This is a genomic window from Streptomyces sp. NPDC006296 (assembly GCF_040613235.1).
In the GTDB taxonomy this organism is placed as follows: Bacteria; Actinomycetota; Actinomycetes; order Streptomycetales; family Streptomycetaceae; genus Streptomyces.
This window is the reverse complement of record NZ_JBEXRT010000004.1, coordinates 112,280-132,946: the sequence shown is the minus strand read 5'-3', so window position 1 is coordinate 132,946 and position 20,667 is coordinate 112,280. Positions and strand designations below refer to the sequence as shown.

The 20,667-nt window shown below is 73.0% G+C and carries 25 protein-coding genes, 1 pseudogene and 1 riboswitch; of the genes and pseudogenes, 13 read left to right on the top strand and 13 right to left on the bottom strand.

The features are described from left to right. Positions 1-70: 70 nt before the first annotated feature. Positions 71-517, bottom strand: coding sequence for a GNAT family N-acetyltransferase (locus ABZ172_RS04305; protein ID WP_356880041.1), 447 nt, complete (start codon positions 515-517; stop codon positions 71-73). Positions 518-639: 122 nt separating this feature from the next. Here ABZ172_RS04305 and ABZ172_RS04300 point away from each other — a divergent pair, with 122 nt between their 5' ends. Both ABZ172_RS04300 and ABZ172_RS04295 read left to right on the top strand, forming a co-directional pair. Next, positions 640-867: an antitoxin gene (locus ABZ172_RS04300; RefSeq protein WP_356880039.1), complete on the top strand. Its 228-nt coding sequence runs from the start codon at positions 640-642 to the stop codon at positions 865-867. Continuing rightward, positions 864-1,235: a fic family toxin-antitoxin system, toxin component gene (locus tag ABZ172_RS04295; RefSeq protein WP_356880037.1), complete on the top strand. Its 372-nt coding sequence runs from the start codon at positions 864-866 to the stop codon at positions 1,233-1,235. The genes ABZ172_RS04300 and ABZ172_RS04295 overlap by 4 nt, the downstream gene beginning before the upstream one ends. A gap of 229 nt (positions 1,236-1,464) precedes the next feature. Here ABZ172_RS04295 and bioD read toward each other — a convergent pair whose 3' ends face one another. Genes bioD through bioB form a run of 3 tightly spaced genes read right to left on the bottom strand, consistent with a single transcriptional unit; the run spans position 1,465 to position 4,688 of the window. Next, positions 1,465-2,154: a dethiobiotin synthase gene (gene bioD, locus ABZ172_RS04290; RefSeq protein ID WP_356880035.1), complete on the bottom strand. Its 690-nt coding sequence runs from the start codon at positions 2,152-2,154 to the stop codon at positions 1,465-1,467. Between the two features lies 1 nt (position 2,155). Next, entirely contained in the window at positions 2,156-3,460 is a 1,305-nt protein-coding gene (locus tag ABZ172_RS04285) for an adenosylmethionine--8-amino-7-oxononanoate transaminase (RefSeq protein ID WP_356880033.1), read from the bottom strand. Further along, on the bottom strand, positions 3,453-4,688 hold the full coding sequence (bioB, locus tag ABZ172_RS04280; protein WP_356880223.1) for a biotin synthase BioB: 1,236 nt from the start codon (positions 4,686-4,688) through the stop codon (positions 3,453-3,455). The genes ABZ172_RS04285 and bioB overlap by 8 nt, the downstream gene beginning before the upstream one ends. A 145-nt stretch (positions 4,689-4,833) precedes the next feature. On the opposite strand from bioB, the gene ABZ172_RS04275 reads away from it, so the two are divergent. Both ABZ172_RS04275 and ABZ172_RS04270 read left to right on the top strand, forming a co-directional pair. Then, on the top strand, positions 4,834-5,982 hold the full coding sequence (locus tag ABZ172_RS04275) for an 8-amino-7-oxononanoate synthase (protein ID WP_356880031.1): 1,149 nt from the start codon (positions 4,834-4,836) through the stop codon (positions 5,980-5,982). 262 nt (positions 5,983-6,244) lie between these two features. After that, positions 6,245-6,676: an ATP-binding protein gene (locus tag ABZ172_RS04270; protein ID WP_356880029.1), complete on the top strand. Its 432-nt coding sequence runs from the start codon at positions 6,245-6,247 to the stop codon at positions 6,674-6,676. Positions 6,677-6,737: 61 nt separating this feature from the next. Here ABZ172_RS04270 and ABZ172_RS04265 read toward each other — a convergent pair whose 3' ends face one another. From ABZ172_RS04265 to ABZ172_RS04250, 4 genes and pseudogenes are all read right to left on the bottom strand, one after another. After that, a complete protein-coding gene (locus ABZ172_RS04265) occupies positions 6,738-7,208 on the bottom strand; it encodes a C40 family peptidase (protein WP_356880027.1) in 471 nt (156 codons plus the stop codon). Between the two features lie 3 nt (positions 7,209-7,211). Continuing rightward, a riboswitch (cyclic di-AMP (ydaO/yuaA leader) is annotated at positions 7,212-7,408 on the bottom strand. Between the two features lie 341 nt (positions 7,409-7,749). Next, positions 7,750-8,058 (bottom strand): hypothetical protein, encoded by a 309-nt coding sequence (locus tag ABZ172_RS04260; RefSeq protein WP_356880025.1) that lies wholly within the window; start codon positions 8,056-8,058, stop codon positions 7,750-7,752. A gap of 7 nt (positions 8,059-8,065) precedes the next feature. Then, positions 8,066-8,353, bottom strand: a pseudogene (locus ABZ172_RS04255) (ATP-dependent Clp protease proteolytic subunit); the annotation flags it as partial. An 88-nt stretch (positions 8,354-8,441) separates the two neighbouring features. Then, entirely contained in the window at positions 8,442-9,434 is a 993-nt protein-coding gene (locus ABZ172_RS04250; RefSeq protein WP_356880023.1) for an ABC transporter permease, read from the bottom strand. A gap of 112 nt (positions 9,435-9,546) precedes the next feature. Here ABZ172_RS04250 and ABZ172_RS04245 point away from each other — a divergent pair, with 112 nt between their 5' ends. The 8 genes from ABZ172_RS04245 to ABZ172_RS04210 all read left to right on the top strand — a co-directional run bounded on the left by ABZ172_RS04245 (position 9,547) and on the right by ABZ172_RS04210 (position 16,678). Further along, positions 9,547-10,167 (top strand): TetR/AcrR family transcriptional regulator, encoded by a 621-nt coding sequence (locus tag ABZ172_RS04245; protein WP_356880021.1) that lies wholly within the window; start codon positions 9,547-9,549, stop codon positions 10,165-10,167. A 139-nt stretch (positions 10,168-10,306) separates the two neighbouring features. After that, a complete protein-coding gene (locus ABZ172_RS04240; RefSeq protein ID WP_356880019.1) occupies positions 10,307-10,609 on the top strand; it encodes an urease subunit gamma in 303 nt (100 codons plus the stop codon). A 15-nt stretch (positions 10,610-10,624) separates the two neighbouring features. Next, positions 10,625-10,936, top strand: a complete 312-nt coding sequence (locus ABZ172_RS04235) for an urease subunit beta (RefSeq protein ID WP_356880017.1) — start codon at positions 10,625-10,627, stop codon at positions 10,934-10,936. After that, positions 10,929-12,650 carry an urease subunit alpha gene (locus ABZ172_RS04230; protein WP_356880015.1) on the top strand — a complete coding sequence of 574 codons (1,722 nt, stop codon included), beginning with the start codon at positions 10,929-10,931 and terminating at the stop codon, positions 12,648-12,650. Before ABZ172_RS04235 ends, ABZ172_RS04230 begins: the two co-directional genes overlap by 8 nt. Before the next feature lie 17 nt (positions 12,651-12,667). Continuing rightward, a complete protein-coding gene (locus ABZ172_RS04225; RefSeq protein WP_356880013.1) occupies positions 12,668-13,333 on the top strand; it encodes an urease accessory UreF family protein in 666 nt (221 codons plus the stop codon). Between the two features lie 159 nt (positions 13,334-13,492). Further along, positions 13,493-14,170: an urease accessory protein UreG gene (gene ureG / locus ABZ172_RS04220; protein WP_356880011.1), complete on the top strand. Its 678-nt coding sequence runs from the start codon at positions 13,493-13,495 to the stop codon at positions 14,168-14,170. Next, positions 14,167-14,949, top strand: a complete 783-nt coding sequence (locus tag ABZ172_RS04215; protein WP_356880009.1) for an urease accessory protein UreD — start codon at positions 14,167-14,169, stop codon at positions 14,947-14,949. The genes ureG and ABZ172_RS04215 overlap by 4 nt, the downstream gene beginning before the upstream one ends. A 151-nt stretch (positions 14,950-15,100) precedes the next feature. Next, positions 15,101-16,678 carry an alpha/beta hydrolase gene (locus ABZ172_RS04210; RefSeq protein ID WP_356880007.1) on the top strand — a complete coding sequence of 526 codons (1,578 nt, stop codon included), beginning with the start codon at positions 15,101-15,103 and terminating at the stop codon, positions 16,676-16,678. A 238-nt stretch (positions 16,679-16,916) separates the two neighbouring features. Here ABZ172_RS04210 and ABZ172_RS04205 read toward each other — a convergent pair whose 3' ends face one another. The 3 genes from ABZ172_RS04205 to ABZ172_RS04195 form a co-directional block, all read right to left on the bottom strand. Beyond that, positions 16,917-17,627 carry a lysophospholipid acyltransferase family protein gene (locus ABZ172_RS04205; RefSeq protein WP_356880005.1) on the bottom strand — a complete coding sequence of 237 codons (711 nt, stop codon included), beginning with the start codon at positions 17,625-17,627 and terminating at the stop codon, positions 16,917-16,919. 429 nt (positions 17,628-18,056) lie between these two features. After that, a complete protein-coding gene (locus ABZ172_RS04200; protein WP_356880221.1) occupies positions 18,057-18,434 on the bottom strand; it encodes a polyketide cyclase/dehydrase in 378 nt (125 codons plus the stop codon). 16 nt (positions 18,435-18,450) lie between these two features. After that, a complete protein-coding gene (locus ABZ172_RS04195) occupies positions 18,451-18,714 on the bottom strand; it encodes an HU family DNA-binding protein (RefSeq protein WP_356880003.1) in 264 nt (87 codons plus the stop codon). A gap of 158 nt (positions 18,715-18,872) precedes the next feature. On the opposite strand from ABZ172_RS04195, the gene ABZ172_RS04190 reads away from it, so the two are divergent. Next, positions 18,873-19,412 carry a 2'-5' RNA ligase family protein gene (locus ABZ172_RS04190; RefSeq protein WP_356880001.1) on the top strand — a complete coding sequence of 180 codons (540 nt, stop codon included), beginning with the start codon at positions 18,873-18,875 and terminating at the stop codon, positions 19,410-19,412. 23 nt (positions 19,413-19,435) lie between these two features. Here the strand turns inward: ABZ172_RS04190 and ABZ172_RS04185 are convergent, their stop codons facing one another. Together ABZ172_RS04185 and ABZ172_RS04180 are read right to left on the bottom strand one after the other, a co-directional pair. Then, positions 19,436-19,594, bottom strand: coding sequence for a hypothetical protein (locus tag ABZ172_RS04185; RefSeq protein ID WP_107103313.1), 159 nt, complete (start codon positions 19,592-19,594; stop codon positions 19,436-19,438). A 67-nt stretch (positions 19,595-19,661) separates the two neighbouring features. Beyond that, positions 19,662-20,612 (bottom strand): cytochrome c oxidase assembly protein, encoded by a 951-nt coding sequence (locus ABZ172_RS04180; RefSeq protein ID WP_356879999.1) that lies wholly within the window; start codon positions 20,610-20,612, stop codon positions 19,662-19,664. Positions 20,613-20,667 lie beyond the last annotated feature (55 nt).

Sequence of the window (20,667 nt, the reverse complement as noted above, 5' to 3'; positions counted from 1 at the left end):
CGGACGGTCGAAGGATCAATAGTAAAGGATCAGCAAAAAGCCGGTCCGGCGTACTGTTCTGTGCAGGGTCTCAGGTCGCCGGCGGTCCCGGGTGAGGTCGGAGGGCCTTCACCCAGCGCCGCCAGTGGTCCTCGCGATGGTAACCAGCCGAGCCCCATGTGCGGTGCGCCCGCTCGTTGGCCTCCAGCACCATCGCGTCGATCCGCCGCCCGCCCACGGCGAGGAATCGTTGCTCCGCAGCGCTCATCAGGGCGGTGGCGACGCCCTGCCGACGGCAGTCCGGACGTACGGCCAGCCGGTACACGGAACACCGCCACCCGTCGAAGCCCGCTATGACGGTTCCGGCGATCCGGCCGTCGCGCTCCGCCAGGATCAGGGCCCCGGGGTCCCGCGCGAGGAGCCGCGCCACACCGTCCTCGTCGTCGGTGATGCTCGTGCCCTCCGCCGCCGCGCGCCAGAACCGCAGCACGGCGTCGATGTCGGAGGGGCCGGCGGGGCGCATGTCGAGGTCGGTCATGGTCCGACCCAAGCAGAGGGCGCGGGCGCCGGGCGACCGCATTCCCGGGCCGCCTCCCCGGCCGTCCGTGCGCGCCCCCGTTCCCCTTGCGGGTGCTAGCGGACGCGCGCTAGCGTGAGGGCGTGCCCAAGACTCAGCTGAACGTTCGAGTGGACGAGGCCACGGCCGAGGCGGCGCGACAGCGCGCCCTGCAGCGGGGGATGAGCGTGAACCGTTACATAGAGGAACTCGTCAAACAGGATGCGGGCGAGGTGGGACACACCTTCGTCGAAGCCGCGGCCGACTTCATGAAGCAGTACGAGTCGGTGTTCGCCGAGGAGTTCGGCCCGGAGCGCGAAGGCAGCCGTTGAACCTGCAGATCGACCTTTCCTGGCTGCTCATGGTCGCCGAGCACAAGACGCCCGGTGATCCGCAGGTCGTCGACTGGGGCGCGCTCGTCGCGGCCGTCAGCCGGCACGAGGCGGAGATCTTCGGCAGCCCCGTCTACAGCGATCCGCACTCCCGGGCGGCGGCCCTGCTGCAGCTCCTCCTGCACGTGCCCGCACTCGAACACTCCAACGCGATGTTCGCCTCCGCCGTCGCCTACGGCTATCTCATCGCGTCCGGCCTGAAGGTCATCACCTCCCCCGAGCAGGTCCGTGACCTGGCCCGGCTGGTGAAGGAGGGCAAGGCGGACGTCCGGATCATCGCCGAAGAGCTGCGCCGCTGGAGCCTCTGACCGGGACGCCCGGCGCGCTACGGCCCGCTGCGGCCGACCGGGCGGGGGGTTGCGGGCCTCCCAGGCTTCCCGCACCGCCCGCCGCGGCCGACCTTGCCGAGGCCTCCAGGCCCCCCGCCGCCCCCCGGCCGACGGCGTGGGGGAGCCCAGACGCACGCGGCCCCCTGGTACGGCCCGCGGCGGCCGGGCAGCCCGCCCGGTGTGTGCGCGGCCGGCCGTACGCCGCAGGTCATCCCGCGGGACGGTTCCCGCCCAGCTCCGGTGCCAGCCAACCGGCCGCCCTTGCACGGAAGTCGGCCGGTTCCAGCGCTCCGGCCCCGGCCGGCACCGCACCGAGCAGCGGAACGCCCGCGGCGACCGGCAGATCGGCCGTGTTGCAGCGCGCGGCCAGGTCCGGCTCGGCGGGCATGCTCCCCACCACGACCCCGGGGCAGGACAGCCCCCGGGTCCGCAGCGCCTCCGTGGTGAGCGCGGTGGCGTTGAGCGTTCCGAGGCCCGCGGGTGCCACCACCAGCACGGGCGCCCCCATCAGCCGTGCGGCGTCCGCGAGGGTGGCCCCCTGCTCGTCGTAGCGGACGAGCAGCCCGCCCGCGCCCTCGACCAGCACGAGGTCGTGCTCCGTCGCGAGCTTCTGGGCGGCCTCGGCGATCTCGTACGGGCGTACGGGCGTGAGGCCCGCTCGGCGTGCCGCGGTCTCCGGCGCCAACGGCTCCGGGAAACGGGCCAGTTCGACCGCGGTGACATGGGCGCCCGCCAACCGGGCCACCTCGGCCGCGTCCCCCGGTTCGCCCGGGGCGAGCCCCGTCTGGGCCGGCTTGAGCACCGCGACCCGGCGGTCCCGGGACGCCGCCGCCACGGCCGCGGTCACGATCGTCTTGCCGATCTCGGTGCCGGTACCGGTCACCACGAGGATCGTCATCTCAGCCCTCCTTCGCCGCGGCGCACACGGCCCGGCAGATCCGTGCCACGTCGTCGTCACCGGTCACATAGGGCGGCATCGTGTACACCATGTCGCGGAACGGCCGCAGCCACACGCCCTCACGGACCGCGGCCCGCGTGGCGGCCGCCATGTCCACCTCGTGGTCCAGCTGCACGACCCCGATCGCCCCCAGCACCCGTACGTCCCGCACGCCCGGCACGTCCGCGGCCTCGGCCAGCCCCTGCCGCAGGCCCGCGCCGATCCGCTTCACCTCCGCCTCCCAGTCCTGGCCCAGCAGGAGGTCCACGGACGCACAGGCGACCGCCGAGGCGAGCGGGTTGCCCATGAACGTCGGGCCGTGCGCCAGCACGGGCACGTCACCGCTGGAGATGCCCTCCGCCACCCGCGAGGTGCACAGCGTCGCCGCCAGCGTCAGATATCCGCCGGTCAGCGCCTTCCCGACGCACATGACGTCCGGGGACACCCCCGCGTGGCCGGCCGCGAACAGCTGCCCGGTCCGGCCGAATCCCGTGGCGATCTCGTCGAACACCAGCAGCACCTCGTGCTCGTCGCACGCCTCGCGGAGGACCCGCAGATACGCGGGGGAGTGGAAGCGCATCCCTCCCGCCCCCTGCACCACGGGCTCCACGACGACCGCCGCCAGCTCGTGGGCGTGGGCGGCCACCAGGTCGCGCAGATGCGCGACGTAGGCGTCGTCGGGCTCGGCGTCGAAGCCGTCCGGGGGAGCGTCCGCGAAGACCTGCCGGGGGAGGGACCCCGACCACAGCTCGTGCATCCCGCCCTCGGGGTCGCACACCGACATGGGCTGCCAGGTGTCCCCGTGGTAGCCGCCGCGCCAGGTCAGCAGCCGGTGCTTGCCGGGCCGCCCCGCCGAACGCCAGTACTGCAGGCACATCTTCACCGCCACCTCGACGGAGACCGACCCCGAATCGGCGAGGAAGACGTGCTGCAGAGGCTCCGGGGTGATCTCCACCAGCCGTGTCGCCAGCCGGACGGCGGGCTCGTGCGTGAGCCCGCCGAACATCACATGGCTCATCCGGTCCAGCTGCGCACGCGCGGCCTCGTCGAGCACCGGGTGGCCGTAGCCGTGGACCGCCGACCACCAGGACGACATGCCGTCCACCAGCTCGGTCCGGCCGTGGGCGGGTTCGGCGAGCCGGAGACGCACCCCGGACGCGGACTCCACGACCAGCGGCTCCTGCCGGCCCGGCATCGGGCCGTAGGGGTGCCAGACATGGGCCCGGTCCAGGGCACGGAGTTCGGCGGGGGCGAGCCGGTCAGGCATTGGGTGCGAGGTCCGTCCCGGCGCCGCGACGGCGCACCGCCACCAGATCGGTGCGCGCCCCCTGGCTCTCCGACCGCGAGGGCGCGGCGGCCTCCCCCGCACCCTCCCCGGCGGACCCGCCGCACGGACCGCAGGCGCCCTCGTGTGTCCCGCAGGCGCCGTCCTCGTGGGACCCGCAGGCACCGGGGGCGCCGTCCTCGCGGGACCCGCAACCGCCGGCGGCCGCACGGTGCCCGGGGAGCGTCGTGGTGTCCGCCCCCTCCACCTCGAAACCGGCATCCGCGATCATGTCGAGATCGGTCTGGCCGGACTGCCCCTCGGTGGTCAGATAGTCGCCCAGGAAGATGGAGTTGACCAGATTCAGGGCCAGCGGCTGCATCGACCGCAGATGGACCTCACGACCGCCGGCGAGCCGCACCTCGACGTCCGGGCACACGAACCTGACCATCGCCAGGATGCGCAGGCAGCGCTGCGGCGTCAGATGCCAGTCCTTCGCGAGCGGGGTCCCCTCCATCGGGATCAGGAAGTTGACCGGCACCGAGTCGGGGTCCAGCGCACGCAGCGAGAAGACGACGTCCACCAGGTCGGCGTCGGTCTCGCCCATCCCCGCGATCAGACCCGAGCACGCCGAGAGCCCCGCGGCCTGGGCCTGCTGGACGGTGTCCACCCGGTCGGCGTACGTGTGCGTGGTCGTGATGTCCCCGTACGTCCCCTCCGAGGTGTTCAGGTTGTGGTTGTACGCGTCGGCCCCCGCCGACCGCAGGCGGTCGGCCTGGCCCTCCGACAGCAGGCCGAGGCAGGCACACACCTCCACACCCTCGTTCTGCCCCTTGATGGCCTCGATCGTCTGCGACACCCGGTCGACGTCACGGTCGGTCGGCCCCCGGCCGCTGGCCACCAGGCACACCCGCTTGGCACCGCCGGCCACCCCGGCGGCGGCTGCCTTCTGCGCCTCGTCCGGCTTCAGCCAGGTGTACTTGAGGATCTCGGCCTTGGAGCCGAGCCGCTGCGAGCAGTACGAGCAGTCCTCGGGGCAGAGCCCGGACTTCAGGTTCACCAGGTAGTTGAGTTTGACGCGCCGGCCGAACCACTGGCGGCGCACCTTTCCGGCCGCGGCCACCACGTCGAGCAGTTCGTCGTCGGAGGTCGCCAGTACGGCGAGCGCTTCGTCCCGGGTCGGCAGTTCGCGCCGCAGCCCCTTGTCCACCAGCGTGTTCAGCAGGTCCATGGCCTTGATCCTGACGTACGGCACCGCCATCGGCCAAGGAGGAACCGGACAGGACGGCAGGCCGATGCTGTGTGTATTGCCACACCCTGGCCTGTTGCGCACCCGGCTAGGGTCTGTGAGCTGCCTACAAAAAAGGGACCTGCTCATGCCCTACGCCCCGTTCGACTGGATCGACGACGAGGCCCGGCGCCGCACGGACGCCGGACTCGTCCGGACGCTGCGCCCCCGGGCCCCGGAGACGGACCTGCTGGACCTCGCCGGCAACGACTACCTCGGGCTGAGCAGGCACCCCGACGTCACGGCGGCGGCTGCCGAGGCGGCACGCACCTGGGGCGCGGGCGCCACCGGCTCCCGGCTCGTCACCGGCTCCACCGCGCTGCACGCCGAGCTGGAGGACGAACTGGCCGCCTTCTGCGGCTTCGAGGCCGCCCTGGTGTTCTCCTCCGGCTACGCGGCCAACCTCGCCGTGCTCACGGCGCTCACCGGCCAGGACTCGCTGATCGTCTCCGACGCGGGCAACCACGCCTCGATCGTGGACGGTTGCCGGCTCTCCCGGGGCGCCACCGCCGTCGTCCCGCACGCGGACCCGGAGGCCGTGCGCGCGGCACTCCGGTCGCACACCGGACGGGCGCTGGCCGTGACCGACTCCGTCTTCTCCGTGGACGGCGACGCCGCCCCGCTGACCGCGCTCGCCGAGGTCTGCCGCGAGGCGGGCGCGCCGCTCGTGGTGGACGATGCGCACGGGCTCGGTGTCCTGGGGGAGGGCGGGCGCGGCGCGGTCGCGGCCGCCGGGCTGGCGGGCGGCGAGGGGATCGTCGCGACGCTCACCCTGTCCAAGTCCCTCGGCAGCCAGGGCGGAGCGGTCCTCGGGCCCGCCCGGGTCATCCGCCACCTGGTGAACACGGCCCGTACGTTCATCTTCGACACCGGACTCGCGCCGGCCGCCGCAGGCGCCGCCCTGGGCGCGCTGCGCGTCCTGCGCGGGGAACCCGGACGTGCGGCGCGGGTGGGCGCCGTCGCCGTCGAACTGCACGCCCGGCTGGTGGCGGCCGGGCTGACCGCCGTCCGTCCGGACGCCGCGGTCGTGTCGGTGCAGGCGCCCACCGCGGAGTCGGCGGTGCGCTGGGCCGCCGACTGCCGTGCGGCGGGGCTCGCGGTCGGGTGCTTCCGGCCGCCGTCGGTGCCGGACGGGATCTCCCGGCTGCGGCTGACCGCACGCGCCGATCTGACGCGGAACCAGATCGAGGCGGCCGTGGCGACGATCCTCGCCACCGCGCCGCTGCCGGTCGCCTGACGCAGTGCCGGGCGGTCCGGAGCGCCGTCCACGACATGAGCCGGCCCGGAGAGGGCTGCGGCCGCTCGGGGGCCCCGGGCGGTTTCCGGGCCCCCGAGGTCGTTTCCGGACACGGCCGGGCGGCGGAGTTCACCGGTTCGGGCGATGGACGGACGCCGATCTTGGTGGAAGCCCTTCATGCAGGACCGTTTCGGTGACAGTCTGGCGCGAAGCGCGATCCTGGCCGGCCCCGGGCCGGTCGGGCGGAAAGGACGGCATCGCCATGGCGGACCATCAGGAAGCACACGTCACTCTGCCGAGCGATCCGGTCTCGGTGTCCGCGGCCCGGAAGTACGTGGCCCGGGTGCTCGCGGAGTGGGGCCTCCCGGAGGACGGGGAGACCGCCGCCACCATCCAGCTGATCGTCTCGGAACTCGCCACCAACGTCGTCCAGCACACGTTCGGGCAGTCGCCCACCTTCACCGTGGACCTCCAGCTCGACCGGGACGCCGACTTCTGGCTCGGGGTGACGGACAGCCACCCCCGCCTGCCCCAGCGGCTGCCCGCCGCGGTGCGGCAGGACAACGGCCGCGGCATCATGATCATCCGGGCCCTGGCGAGGGAGCACGGCGGCCGGCTCAGCGTCAGCCCCACCCCGGAGGGCGGGAAGACCGTGTCCATCGCCCTGCCCTGGCCGGCGCCCACGCGGGCCTGAGGCCGCCCGGCACCCACGCGGGCCTGGGGCCGCCCGGCGGTGAGCCGGGCGGCGCGTCGGGTCAGCGCACCCTTCCGTACCAGACGCTCCCGGACCAGATCCGCTCCAGCCTGACCACCGCCCCGGCCTTGGGCGAGTGCCAGATCTTCCCGCTGCCGGCGTAGATGCCGACGTGGTACACCCCGCGGCCCGCGTGGAAGAAGACCAGGTCGCCGCGTTGCCGCTGCGACCTGGAGATGTGGCGGGTGGTGTTGTACTGCTGCTGCGCCGTGCGGGGAAGTTTCTTGCCGGCTTTCCCGAACGAGTAGAGGGTGAGCCCGGAGCAGTCGAACCGGTGGGGGCCGGTGGCGCCCCACCGGTAGGGAGCGCCCTTCTTCGACGCGGCGACGTTCAGTGCCTTCGTCGAGTGGGTGGCTGCCTCGGCGTAGTGCGTGAAGCCCGGGGCCAGCACGGTGGTCCCCACGGCGAAGGTCAGAACCCAGGCCGTACCGACCCGGGAGAGCAGAGACGGGACATGAACCTGCGCAGTCATGCGCAACCCTTCGTCAGCCGCCTGTGAAGGATGACCTGTCGGGTTCGGGCTGGCGAAGTTGCCCGGCCGCGTACTGCGGCTTCACCCCGAGGGCCGTCCGGACGTCCGGCCGGCCCGTTGTGCTCGGGTCCTCCACTCCTGCCGATCCACTTCTGTCGACCCGACATCCGGGCGGCGGCAGGACTCGGCGTCCGCCCGGACCGCCCCGCCGCGGCGGCGGGGGCTTGTCGTCCCAGGGATCTTTACGCACCGACTGCCGGATTTCCTGTCCGGATCGGCCTTTTGTGAGAGTCGTCACGATTCGTCCGATCGGGTGGACGCGGTCGGCGCGGAGCCGCGACGGCCGGCACCGACCAGCCGCGTACCAGCGACGGAACGATAAAATCCGTTCAGTGTCCGCGCTGGATGCGCAAGTTGGGCTGTCCCTCGGGAGGGGGACCGCCTACGCCGATCGAGCGAGCGGAATTCGTCGGCCCGTCGGGCGTGTCGCACAGGGGTGCCGAATGGGCGTATGTGTTCGGCGAGTCGGTGCGGGAACCGCTCAACTCGACGGCTCCGGCGGCAGGCCGACCCGCCCCGCGCGGCGTTCGCCGTCCAGCAGCCGCAGCGCCCTGGCCAGCGTGTCCGCATGGATCTGAGCCTCGCCCCGCTCGTGCATCAGCGTGAGCGAGTCGCGCAGGGCGACGGCTCGCGACGCGAGTGCCTGAGCCGCCCGGAGCGCTCCGTAGGTGTCGCTGCCCCGTGCGGGGTTGATCCGCCCGACCTGGTCGAGCACCTCCAGATAGCAGTCGATGAACTCGGCCTCGGCGCGGGTCAGTGCGGGGAGCGGAGGGAACCTGGGTGGGAGCATCGGGCGTTCACCTCGACGGATGCGGCGGCTGGGGCGGCGTGCGGTTCTCCAGGATGTGTTCTACCCGCCCGAACGCCGAGGCGGTCCCGGCGCCGAGGACGGTGTCCCGTCCGATGCCGACGCCGATCCGTCCCGTGGGACGACCCGTGCGGCGGGCCGGTGCGGGACGGGACAGCTTGCGCTCGCCCCTCAACGCACGGGCCTGCGAGCCGGGATCGGACGGCCGACCCCGCACCGGCTCGCCCGGCGCGGGTTGTTGAAGGAGTACCCGGACGCCGGGCGGTGCATGTCGGTGTGCCGTGGTCCCGAGGAACCTTGCCTCGTTGCCTCGTTGCCTCGTTGCCTCGTTGCCTCGTTGCCTCGTTGGGCGTTCCGGTGGGCCGTCAGCTCGTGAGGGCCGGCTCGGGACGGTGACCGGGGAGCGCGGCCGGGGCGTCCGCCGTCTTGCGGCGGCCCCCGATCAGCACGGCGGCCAGGCCCGGTGCGGCCCACGCCGCCAGGGTCAGCACGGCGCCGGACGCCGCGGCGCCGTCGAAGAACGCGACCGACCTCAGCAGCGATCCGCCCGCGCCCGGCGGCAGCCACTGGCCGATCATTCCCACCGGTTCGGGGAGCAGTTCGGGTGCGCTGGTGACGCCCGAGAAGGAGTTGCCGAGCAGCACCATCAGCAGCGCCCCCAGGCCTATGCCCTTCGTGCCCAGCAGCGCCGCCAGGCCCGCCACGGCCGACGCCATGGCGAGCACGGTGAGACCGATGGCCCCCGCTTCCGTCCACGGGGCGCCGGTGAGCACGCCCAGCCAGCCGTGCGCGATCGCCGTGGCGGCCACCCCCACCAGGGCCGACGCACCGACCAGGGTCAGGGCCGCACGGAAGCCGCGCAGTCCCGTGAAGGTCGCCAGGGCGCCCGCGGCCACGCCGGCCAGGGCCAGTGGCAGGATGCTCGCACCGAGGGCGGCCCCGCGCGGATCGGCCTGCGGCGCCGCGACGACGTCGGTGACCGGTACGGAGGTCCCGGCGGGTGCGGCCCCCTTGACCGCCTCGGTCAGCAGCTGGGCGACGACCGGGCCGGCCGCCGAGGCGGTGAGCAGCCGCGGCCCCTGCGGGGTGACGACCACGGCGCCGTATACGACCCGGTCCTCGACCGCTTCGCGGGCCGCGGCGGCGTCGTCGTACCGGTGGATCTCGAAGGCGCCCTCGCGCTGCTCGAACCGCTCCTGGAGCTGATCGGCCGCCGGCGCGGCCCCCGCGACCCCCACGGGCAGGCCGCGCGGGGCGATCCGAGCGGCGGGCCACGAGAAGGCCCAGAGGGCGAGCGACACGATCAGCGGGACGAGGAGGATGACCGCGACCGCACGGCGGTTCGGCGCAGCAGGCATGACGACTGCCTCCGATTCAAAGAGAAGGATCGTTCGTTTTGTACTACGCGGACACTGTGGCGCCGGTCGTGGAGAGTTGTCAAGAAGGAACGTTCGTTTTAGATTGGTGACCATGGCACGCGTATCCCAGGAGCACCTCGACGCCCGCCGCCGGCAGATCCTCTCCGGCGCCGCGCACTGTTTCGCGCGCAACGGTTTCCACGGCACGTCGATGCAGGACGTGCTGAAGGAGGTCGGGCTGTCCGCCGGGGCCGTCTACCGCTACTTCCCGGGCAAGGAGGACCTGATCGCGGCCATCGCCGACGAGGCGTTCGACAGTATCCGCCGGGCGTTCGCCGAGGCCGCCGAGCTCACTCCGCCTCCCACGCCGGACGTGCTGCTCGGCCGGGTGGTGCGGGGCGTCTTCGAGGGGCAGGTGTACGGCCTCGACCGCCGTACCTGCGCGGCCCTCGTCGTGCAGGTGTGGGCCGAGACCATGCGGAACGAACGGCTCGCGAGGACGCTGGGCGAGGGCTACGCGGGCATGCGCGAGGCCTGGACGACGCTGGTCGAGGCCTATCGCGCGGCCGGGCTCATGTCCTGCGACGTGCCCGCCGACGACGTCGCCCGCACGCTGATCGCGACCGCCCAGGGATTCATCGCGCAGGAGGCCCTGTTCGGCGGGGTCGAGCCCGAGGCGCTGGAGAACGGGCTGCGCGGCCTGATGTCCATGGATCCGCAAAAGATCAGTTAACGCGCCGGAAAAACTTCCGCCCTAACGTGCAATACCTGGCCGCGGAATCCTCTTCATCGTTCAACAGAGTGTTGAAGGCGGGATAGGGTCCCGCTGCGTCCGGGGCAGGTACCGGGCGGTGGACGAAGAGGGTGGAAGCGTGCAACTGACTCCGCACGAACAGGAACGTCTGCTCATCCATGTGGCGGCCGACGTCGCAGCGAAGCGCCGGGCGCGCGGACTGCGGCTGAACCACCCCGAGGCGATCGCGCTGATCACCTCGCACCTCCTGGAAGGCGCCCGCGACGGCCGGACCGTGGCCGAACTCATGGCGTCCGGACGGACGGTGCTCACCCGCGACGACGTCATGGACGGCATCCCGGAGATGATCCACGACGTCCAGGTCGAGGCCACCTTCCCGGACGGCACCAAGCTCGTCACCGTCCACGAGCCGATCGTCTGACGGGGGGAGCCGCCGATGATTCCCGGAGAGATCCTGTACGCGCCGGACCCGGTGCCCCTCAACGAGGGCCGCCCCGTCACCCGCCTCACCGTCCTCAACGCCGCCGACCGGCCGGTCCAGGTCGGCTCGCACTACCACTTCGCCGAGGCCAACACCGGCCTGGAGTTCGACCGCGGCGCGGCGCACGGGCTGCGGCTGCACATCGCCGCCGGAACCGCGGTGCGCTTCGAGCCCGGTATCCCCGTCGACGTCGAACTCGTCCCGCTCGCAGGCCTGCGCATCGTCCCCGGACTGCGCGGCGACACCGGAGGTCCCCTCGATGCCTGAGCTCAGCCGCCCCGTGTACGCCGACCTGTTCGGGCCCACCACCGGTGACCGCGTCCGGCTCGCCGACACCGATCTGCTCGTGGAGATCGAGGAGGACCGGTCCGGCGGCCCCGGACTGGCCGGGGACGAGGCCGTGTTCGGCGGCGGCAAGGTGATCCGCGAGTCGATGGGCCAGGCGCGGACCACCCGCGCCGAAGGCGCCCCCGACACGGTGATCACCGGCGCCGTCATCCTCGACCACTGGGGCGTCGTCAAGGCCGACATCGGCATCCGCGACGGCCGGATCACCGGCATCGGCAAGGCCGGGAACCCCGACACGATGGACGGCGTCCACCCGGACCTGGTCATCGGGCCCGAGACCGAGATCATCGTGGGCAACGGCAAGTTCGTCACCGCCGGCGCCATCGACGCGCACGTCCACTTCATCTCGCCGACCCTCGTCGACCAGGCGCTCTCCTCCGGCATCACCACCCTCGTCGGCGGCGGTACGGGGCCGGCCGAGGGGACCAAGGCCACCACGATCACCCCGGGTCCCTGGCATCTCGCCCGGATGTTCGAGGCGCTCGACGGGTATCCCGTCAACATCGGACTGCTCGGCAAGGGCAACACCATGTCCCGCGCCGCCATGCACTCCCAACTGCGAGCCGGGGCACTGGGATTCAAGATCCATGAGGACTGGGGCGCCACCCCCGCCGTCATCGACGCCTGCCTGGGTGTGTGTGAGGAGACCGGCGCCCAGCTCGCCATCCACACGGACACGCTCAACGAGGCCGGCTTCGTCGCCGACACGCTGGCCGCGATCGCCGGCCGCTCGATCCACGCGTACCACACCGAGGGGGCGGGCGGCGGGCACGCACCCGACATCATCAGCGTGGTCTCGGAGCCCTACGTGCTGCCCAGCTCCACCAACCCGACCCGGCCGCACACCGTCAACACCATCGAGGAGCACCTCGACATGCTGATGGTCTGCCACCACCTCAATCCGACCGTGCCGGAGGACCTCGCCTTCGCCGAGTCCCGGATCCGGCCCTCGACGATCGCGGCAGAGGACATCCTCCACGACCTCGGAGCCATCTCGATCATCTCGTCGGACTCCCAGGCGATGGGCCGCATCGGCGAGGTGATCCTGCGCACCTGGCAGACCGCCCACGTGATGAAGCGGCGGCGCGGCGCGCTGCCGGGCGACGGGGCCGCAGACAACCACCGCGCACGTCGCTATGTCGCCAAATACACCATCAACCCGGCCGTGGCCCAGGGGCTGGACCGGGAGATCGGCTCGGTCGAGCCGGGCAAGCTCGCCGATCTGGTGCTCTGGGACCCGGCGTTCTTCGGCGTCAAGCCGCAGACGGTGATCAAGGGCGGCCAGATCGCGTACGCGCAGATGGGCGACGCCAACGCCTCGATCCCCACCCCGCAGCCGGTCATGCCCCGGCCGATGTTCGGTGCCGTGGGCCGCGCGCCCGCGGCCAATTCGCTGAACTTCGTCTCCTCGGCCGCCGTCGAGGACGGGCTGCCGGAGCGGCTGGGCCTGGGCAAGGCGTTCGTCCCGATCACCAGCACCCGTGGCGTCACCAAGGCGGACATGCGGGAGAACGACGCCCTGCCCCGGGTGGAGGTCGACCCCGACAGCTTCGCCGTCACCATCGACGGCGACCTCGTCGAACCCGCACCCGCCGCGGAACTGCCCATGGCCCAGCGCTACTTCCTCTTCTGAGGACGGGACGGCAGCTGATGACGACACGCGCAGCCCTGCTCGTCCTCGCCGACGGCCGGTTCCCCGCCGGCGGCCACGCACACTCCGGTGGCGCCGAACCGGCCGTCAAGGCGGGCCGTATCAAGGACGCCCGGGACCTGGCGGACTTCTGCCTCGGACGACTCCACACCACCGGCCTCACCTCCGCCGCCCTGGCCGCCGCGGCGGCGCACGGCCTCGACCCGCTCGCCCTCGACGAGGCCGCCGACGCACGGACCCCCGCACCGGCGCTCAGGGCGGCGGCCCGCCGACTCGGACGGCAGCTGATGCGGGCGGCGCGGGCCACCTGGCCGAGCCCCGAACTGACCGCGCTCGCCGAAGCACGGCCGCGCGGCGCGCATCAGCCGGTCGTGCTCGGACTCACCGCCCGCGCCGCGGGCCTGGACCTCGTCGACGCCGCCCACTGCGTCGCCTACGAGACGGTCAGCGGCCCCGCCACCGCGGTGGTCCGCCTGCTGTCCCTCGACCCCTTCGAGGCCACCGCGGTCCTCGCCCGGCTGGCGCCCGCACTCGACGAGGTCGCCGGACGGGCGGCCGAGGCCGCACGGCACGGCATCGAGGCCCTGCCCGCCGCCTCCGCCCCCCTGCTCGACATCTCGGCCGAGGCCCACGCGGCCTGGCCGGTCCGCCTGTTCGCCTCCTGAGCCCCCGACCCGCCGTCCGACCCCTGCCGTCCGACCCCCGTACCTCCCCCCGTCCGACCCCCGTACCCGCCGTCCGAGCCCCGCCGTCCGACCCCCGTCCCCCCCCGTCCGATTCCCGGCCCCGCGCCGGGGATCCCGCCCCCATCCGGAGCCGCACCCATGCACCTCGACCACGCACACCACGGTCCCGCGGCCGTCAGCGCCGACGCCGCACGCCCCGACGGCACCCGGCGCGCCCTGCGCATCGGCCTCGGCGGCCCGGTCGGATCGGGCAAGACCGCCACTGTCGCCGCGCTCTGCCGCGCCCTGCGCGACCGCGTCTCCATCGCCGTCGTCACCAACGACATCTACACCCGCGAGGACGCGGCCTTCCTGCTCCGCAACGCCGTGCTCCCGCCCGAGCGCATCCAGGCCGTCGAGACCGGCGCCTGCCCGCACACCGCGATCCGCGACGACATCTCCGCCAACCTCGAAGCCGTCGAGGACCTGGAGGACTCCGTGGGGCCGCTCGACCTGATCCTCGTCGAGTCGGGCGGCGACAACCTCACGGCCACCTTCTCCAAGGGGCTCGTCGACGCCCAGGTCTTCGTGATCGACGTCGCCGGCGGCGACGACATCCCGCGCAAGGGCGGCCCCGGTGTCAGCACCGCCGACCTGCTCGTCATCAACAAGACCGACCTCGCCCCCTACGTCGGCTCCGACCTGGACCGGATGGCCCGCGACGCCGCCGACCAGCGCGGCGAACTCCCCGTCGTGTTCACCTCCCTGACCGGGCCCGACGGTGTCGCCCCCGTCGAGGCCTGGGTGCGGGCACGGCTCGCGGACTGGGCGGCATGAGCGTCACGGCCACCGCCCGGATCACCGCCGTCGCCGACGGACGGGGCTCCACCGCGCTCCCCGTGCTGGAGAGCGACGGACCGCTCGCCCCGCGCCGGACCAGATCGCCGGACCCGGGCCGCGCGCGCGTCACCGTGGTCGGCGCGATGAGCGCACCCCTCGGCGGCGACCGGCTCGCCGTCGAGGTCCGTGCCGAGGACGGTGCCCGGCTCACGGTGGACACCGCCGCCGCCACCGTGGCGCTGCCGGGGGCCGGGGACGCGGGCCACGCGTCGTACGCCGTACGGCTGTGCGTGGGGGAGGGGGCGGAGCTCCGCTGGCTCCCCGAACAGCTCGTCTCCGCCCGGGGCAGCGCACTCGACCTGACCACCCGGGCCGACCTGGCCCCCACCGCCCGGCTGGTGCTCCGCGAGGAGCAGGTCCTGGGCCGGCACGGCGAACCCACCGGCCGGCTCTCGACCCGCCTCACGGTGCGCAGGGCGGGACGGCCGCTGCTCGACCAGCAACTGGCGTACGGACCGGGCGCACCCGGCGGCTGGGACGGGGCCGCCGTCCTGGGCGGCCACCGGGCCGTCGGACAACTGCTCCTGGTCGACCCGGCGTACGCCGACGGCCTCCCCGCCGCGCGCCTGCTCGGCCCCACCGCGGCGCTCACCCCGCTGGCCGGCCCCGCGGTGCTCGTGACCGCCCTCGCCGCGGACGCCCGGCTGCTGCGGGCGGTGCTCGACGAAGCGCTGGAGGATCTGCTGAAGGACCGGGAGCCCCTCCGAACGGGCTGAGTCCGCTCAGCGGGGCGACGACACCGGTTATTGGTTCGGTAAAGAAACAGGTGTACGCCCTGTTCTCGGCAACCTCACAGACGAAAGGATCCTGCTGGACATACCAACCGGCGCCGCCACCCGCGGCGCGACACCTAGGGGGAGGCTCCAGATGAGACGCACAGCGATGCTCGGCTCGGCCGGCACTCTGATCGCGGGCACGCTCATAGCGGGGGCGATAGCCGCGCCGGCCGCGGGCGCCGACAGCCGCCACCACGGCGGCCAGGAGGCGCGCGGCGTGCAGATCGCCGCCGCCCGGGCCGCGAAGACCGGCATCGACTGGGCGGACTGCCCGGCCGACTGGGCGATCGCCGCGCCCATCCAGTGCGGCTGGGTCAGCGTCCCGCTCGACTACACCGAGCCGAACGGCAAGCAGATCAAGCTCGCCGTGGACCGGCACGTCAGCACGGGCACCAAGAGCGAGCGCCAGGGCGCACTCGTCTACAACCCCGGCGGTCCCGGCGGTTCGGGCATGGCGTTCCCGAAGCGCGTCGTCACCAAGAACCCGCTCTGGACCAAGGCCGCGCAGGCCTACGACTTCGTCGGCTTCGACCCGCGCGGGGTCGGCCACTCGGCGCCGATCTCCTGCGTCGACCCGCAGGAGTTCGTCAAGGCCCCGAAGGCCGATCCGGTGCCGGACAGCGAGGCCGACAAGCGCGCCCAGCGCAAGCTCGCCGCCGAGTACGCCGACGGCTGCGCCGAGCGCAGCGGCGCGATGCTGCCGCACATGACCACCCCCGACACCGCACGCGACCTGGACGTCATCCGCGCCGCGCTCGGTGAGAAGAAGCTCAACTTCCTGGGCGTCTCCTACGGCACCTACCTGGGCGCGGTCTACGGCACGCTCTTCCCGTCGCACGTGCGCCGGATGGTCGTCGACAGCGTGGTCGACCCCTCGAAGGACAACATCTGGTACCAGGCCAACCTGAACCAGGACGTCGCCTTCCAGACACGCTGGAACGACTGGAAGGCGTGGGTCGCCGCGAACGACGCCTCCTACCACATCGGTGACACGCCCGAGAAGGTCGAGCAGGCCTGGCTGACGCTGCGGGCCGCGGCCAAGAAGAGCCCGATCGGCGGCGTCGTGGGCCCGGCCGAGCTCATCGGCTTCTTCCAGAGCGCGCCGTACTACGACTCCGCCTGGGCGCCCACCGCCCGGATCTGGAGCGACTACCTCGGCGGCGACACCCAGGCGCTGATCGACGCCGCGGCACCCGACCTGTCGGACACCGCGGGCAACATCAGCTCGGAGAACGGCAACGCCGTGTACACGGCGGTCGAGTGCGCGGACGCGAAGTGGCCCACCGACTGGAAGACGTGGGACCGCGACAACACCCGGCTGCACCAGGACAACCCGTTCATGACGTGGGCCAACGCCTGGATGAACCTGCCCTGTGCCACCTGGCCGTCCAAGCAGCGGACACCGCTCGACGTCCGCACCGGCAAGGGCCTGCCCCCGGTGCTGATCGTCCAGTCCACCCGCGACGCCGCCACCCCGTACGAGGGCGCCGTCGAGCTGCACAAGCGTTTCCGCGGCTCCCGTCTCATCACCGAGAAGGGCGCCGGTTCGCACGGTGTCACCGGCCTGGTCAACCCCTGCGTCAACGAGCGGGTGGACACCTACCTGCTCACGGGGAAGACCGACCGGCAGGACGTGACGTGCACCCCGCACGCCACACCGAAGCCGTGACCACCCCCTGACGTGAGCGGGCGGCCGATGTTTCCCGGCGGCCGCCCGCTCACCCCTCCCGGCCGGAACCGTACTCGCCCCTTCCGGCCGGAACCGACTCACCTCGTCCGGTCGTACCGCTCCGGCCGGGCCTCCTCCGCCGCGTCGCCGAAGGGCGTCCCGCCGTGGCCCGGCAGCTTCGAGCACCTGCCGCCCGTCGAGCCGCACGGCCGGCCGTGCGACGGTCCGCGGCAGCGGCTCAGCGTGCCGAGCGCGGGGACCGCTTCGGCTCGTCGGGCTGCGCCGCCTTGGCCTTGACCGCGTACTCGTCGACGTACTCCTGTCCGGAGAGGCCGAGGATGGCGTACATGATCTCGTCCGTGACCGCCCGCACGGCCGCCTTCTGGTTCTCCAGGCCGGCGTAGCGCGAGAAGTCCAGCGGCTCCCCGAACCGGATCGTGACCCGCTTGATGCGGGGCATCTTCTGTCCGGGAGGCTGGATCTCGAACGTGCCGACCATCGCGCACGGCACGACCGGGACCCCGCTCCTGATCGCCATCACCGCGACACCGACCTTGCCCTTGTAGAGCCGGCCGTCGTGCGAGCGGGTGCCCTCCGGGTAGATGCCCAGCAACTCGCCCTTGTCCAGCACCCCCAGGCCCTCGCGGATCGCCGCCTGCCCGGCCTCCTTCCCCGACCGGTCCACCGGGATCTGCCCGATGCTGTGGAAGAACGCCGCGGTCAGCTTGCCCTTGATGCCCGGGCCGGTGAAGTACTCGGCCTTCGCGAGGAACGTGATCCGGCGCTTGAGGATCGCCGGCATCAGGAAGTGGTCGGAGAATGAGAGGTGGTTGCCGGCGACGATGGCCGCACCCTCTTCGGGTATGTGCTCCAGCCCCTCGATCCGGGGCCGGAACATCAACCGGAGCAGGGGACCCAGGACGACGTATTTCAGTACGTGGTAGAACACAGCTTCTCTCCTCGCCTTCCGGACCGGGCTGTTGGCCGCGTTCTGCCAGGTCGCACATGCTGTTGTCGCGCTCGGCCGACTCTCCGGTGCGGCCCGAGGGCGGTCCGGCCCTCCTCAGGACTCGTACCCGCTTCCCGCCACCTCACCTGACACACCATCAGGCGACGGCGTGCGTACACGTGCCGTCCCCCTCCGGCGGTCGATCGTAGCTTCCGGCGCGCGGGCGCCGGCATCCCGCACGGAGCGCACACCGGTCCCTCACGTCCCACGCGCCTCCGGGCGAGCCCCACACGTCGCTGGGAAGGGCACGCCCGGCGGCCCGTGCCCGACCCCGCTGCGCACGCCGGGCGGCATCGGGGCCAGGGGCCGGACGTGACGACGCGGGGCCCGTCGTCCGCCCCACCGGGACGGGGCACCCAGGTGCGCGGATCAGCCGCGCACCAGCCGGCCCAGGGCCCACCGGGCGGGCAGCATGTAGGCGGCCAGAGCGAGCGCCGGGCCCTCGGCGATCAGCTCCGTGGCCGATCCGCCCGGCCGTCGGAGCACCCGGTGGGTCAGCCGCAGCCGGACGGGGCCGAGGGCGACCCGCCACACCCAGTGCCACCGCGCCTCGTCGACGGACTCCACCACGAACGCCGCGGTGACCCCGAACAGGGAGACGACCTCGCCGCGCATACCCGCGGTCAGCCGCTCCCCGTCGGTGCGCACCGCCCGGATCTGCGGCGACCAGCTCGGCCAGCGCGCAGGGACGGCATAGCGCGACCAGGCGTCCTCGGGCTCCGCTCGCCCCGAGGCACGCACCCGCACGACCGCCACCGGTCCGCTACCCGACCCGGCCGACCTCGCCGTTGACGAACTCGTTGAGCGCCTTGCCCGGCCGCAGCGCCGCCGCACCGTCCTCCTGGTGGAAGCTGCCGAAGCCCACCAGGGTGACCGCACCGCCCGTCCTCAGCGTCTCGGCGATCGCACCGGCCCGGGCGACGGTCCCGAACAGGGCGTCGACCACCCGCCCCACCTGCTCGGGCGACAGCTCACCGCCGCCCGCCGTCCTGCGCCCCACCGCATCGATCAGCCCGGACCTGTCCATGCGAAGCACCCGCCTCTCGATGTCGGGACCCGCGGCCGGCCGGCACCGTACGCCGGATCCGTGCGGCCGCGTCCCTGCACGACACCACCATGCTGGCACCGCCCGGGCGGGCGCGCACGCGGCAGGCGCCCGGCGGCACCCGGCCGTATGCTGCCCGCGTGCACAGTGTGGAACTCCTGCTCGATCCCGTGACGGACCTCGCCGTCCGCGAGGCGTGGCAGCGCCTGGCACGGGCCGGACTCCCCAGCCTCGCCGCACACCGGCACCCGACCAACCGCCCCCACCTCACCCTGGCCACCGCGGACACCCTCGCCCCGGACACACGGGCACGGCTGGAGGAGGCGCTGGCCGCGCTCCCGCTCCCGGTCCGCCTCGACGGTCTGGTGCGCTTCCACGGCCGTCGGCACGTGCTGGCCTGGGCCGTCCGGCCGGACGACGCCCTGCTGCGCCTGCACCGCACGGTGTGGCGGACCCTGCGCGAGGCACCGGGAAGCGGTCGGCCCCACCCGCTCCACGCCCCCGGGCGCTGGGTCCCGCACCTCACGCTCGGCCGCGGCGCCCGACCGGCCGCCGCCGTGTCCGAGGCGGACGTGCTCCCACAGGCGCCGGGCACACCCCCCGGTGTCCTCACCGGCCGGTGGACCGGGGCCCGGACCTACGACGCGCAGAGCCGCACCACGGACCGGCTCGGCCCGTGAACCGCCCCGGTCCCGTACGCGTCTCAGGTGTCGCGGGTGGCGAGCATCCCCAGCGTGGCGAGCCCCAGGACCACCCAGCCGAACCACAGCCAGCCGTTGCTCCCCAGGGCCACGGTGTACGCCGTCACCGCGACCAGCGCGCCGACGGTGAGCACCCCCATCGTCTTCGTGGATCCAGGCATGAGCGCACGCTCCTCACCCGGCCGCACGGCCGTTGCAGCCATGGTCACCCCTCGGGCGGGCCCACCGCTACCGTCCGCGCGCCTGCAATGAGGCGAGATAGGCGTTGTACGCCTTCAGCTCCTGGTCACCGTCCCGGTCGGCGGCCCGGTCGGAGCGCTTCGCGGTCCGCTGCTCGGACCGGTACCACTGGAAGACCAGGGCGATCAGCACCAGCACCGACGGGATCTCGCTGAACGCCCAGGCGATGCCACCGGCCGCCGACTGGTCGGCCAGCGCGTCGATGCCGAGCGAGGCCGGCGGGTTCTCGTACGCCTTCACCATCGGCTGGGTCGCCATCATCAGCGCGATGCCGAAGAACGCGTGGAAGGGCATCCCCGCGAAGAGCTCCAGCATCCGCATCACGTACCCCGGCCGGTGCGGCCCCGGGTCGACGCCCATGATCGGCCAGAAGAACACCAGGCCGACCGCCAGGAAGTGCACCATCATCGCGATGTGCCCCGCCCTGGACCCCATCAGGAAGTCGAAGAGCGGCGTGAAGTAGAGCCCGTACAGGCTGGCGATGAACAGCGGGATCGTGAACACCGGGTGCGTGATCACCCGCATGTAGCGGCTGTGGAGCAGCTTGAGCAGCAGTTCGCGCGGACCCGTGCGGTCGCGCCCCGCCACGGGCAGCGCCCGCAGCGCGAGCGTCACCGGAGCACCCAGCAGCAGCAGGATCGGCGACACCATGCTGATCACCATGTGCTGCACCATGTGCACGCTGAACATGACCATGCCGTAGTCATTGAGCCCCGTGCACATCACCAGGGCGATGGACAGGCCACCCAGGACGAAGAACACGGTCCGGTTCACCGGCCAGCCGTCGCCCCGGCGCCGCAGCCGCGCCACCCCGTAGCCGTACAGAGCGAGGGCGACCACGCAGCCGATCAGGAAGAACGGGTCCGCGGAGAACGCGAGCCCGCGTCCCAGCGTGAACGGCGGCAGATCCATGTTCATGCCGTGCCCGCTGTGATCCATCAGTTCACTCCCGCTGGGGACGTCCCCGTTTCGTGCCGGTTGTCCGGTCCAGACT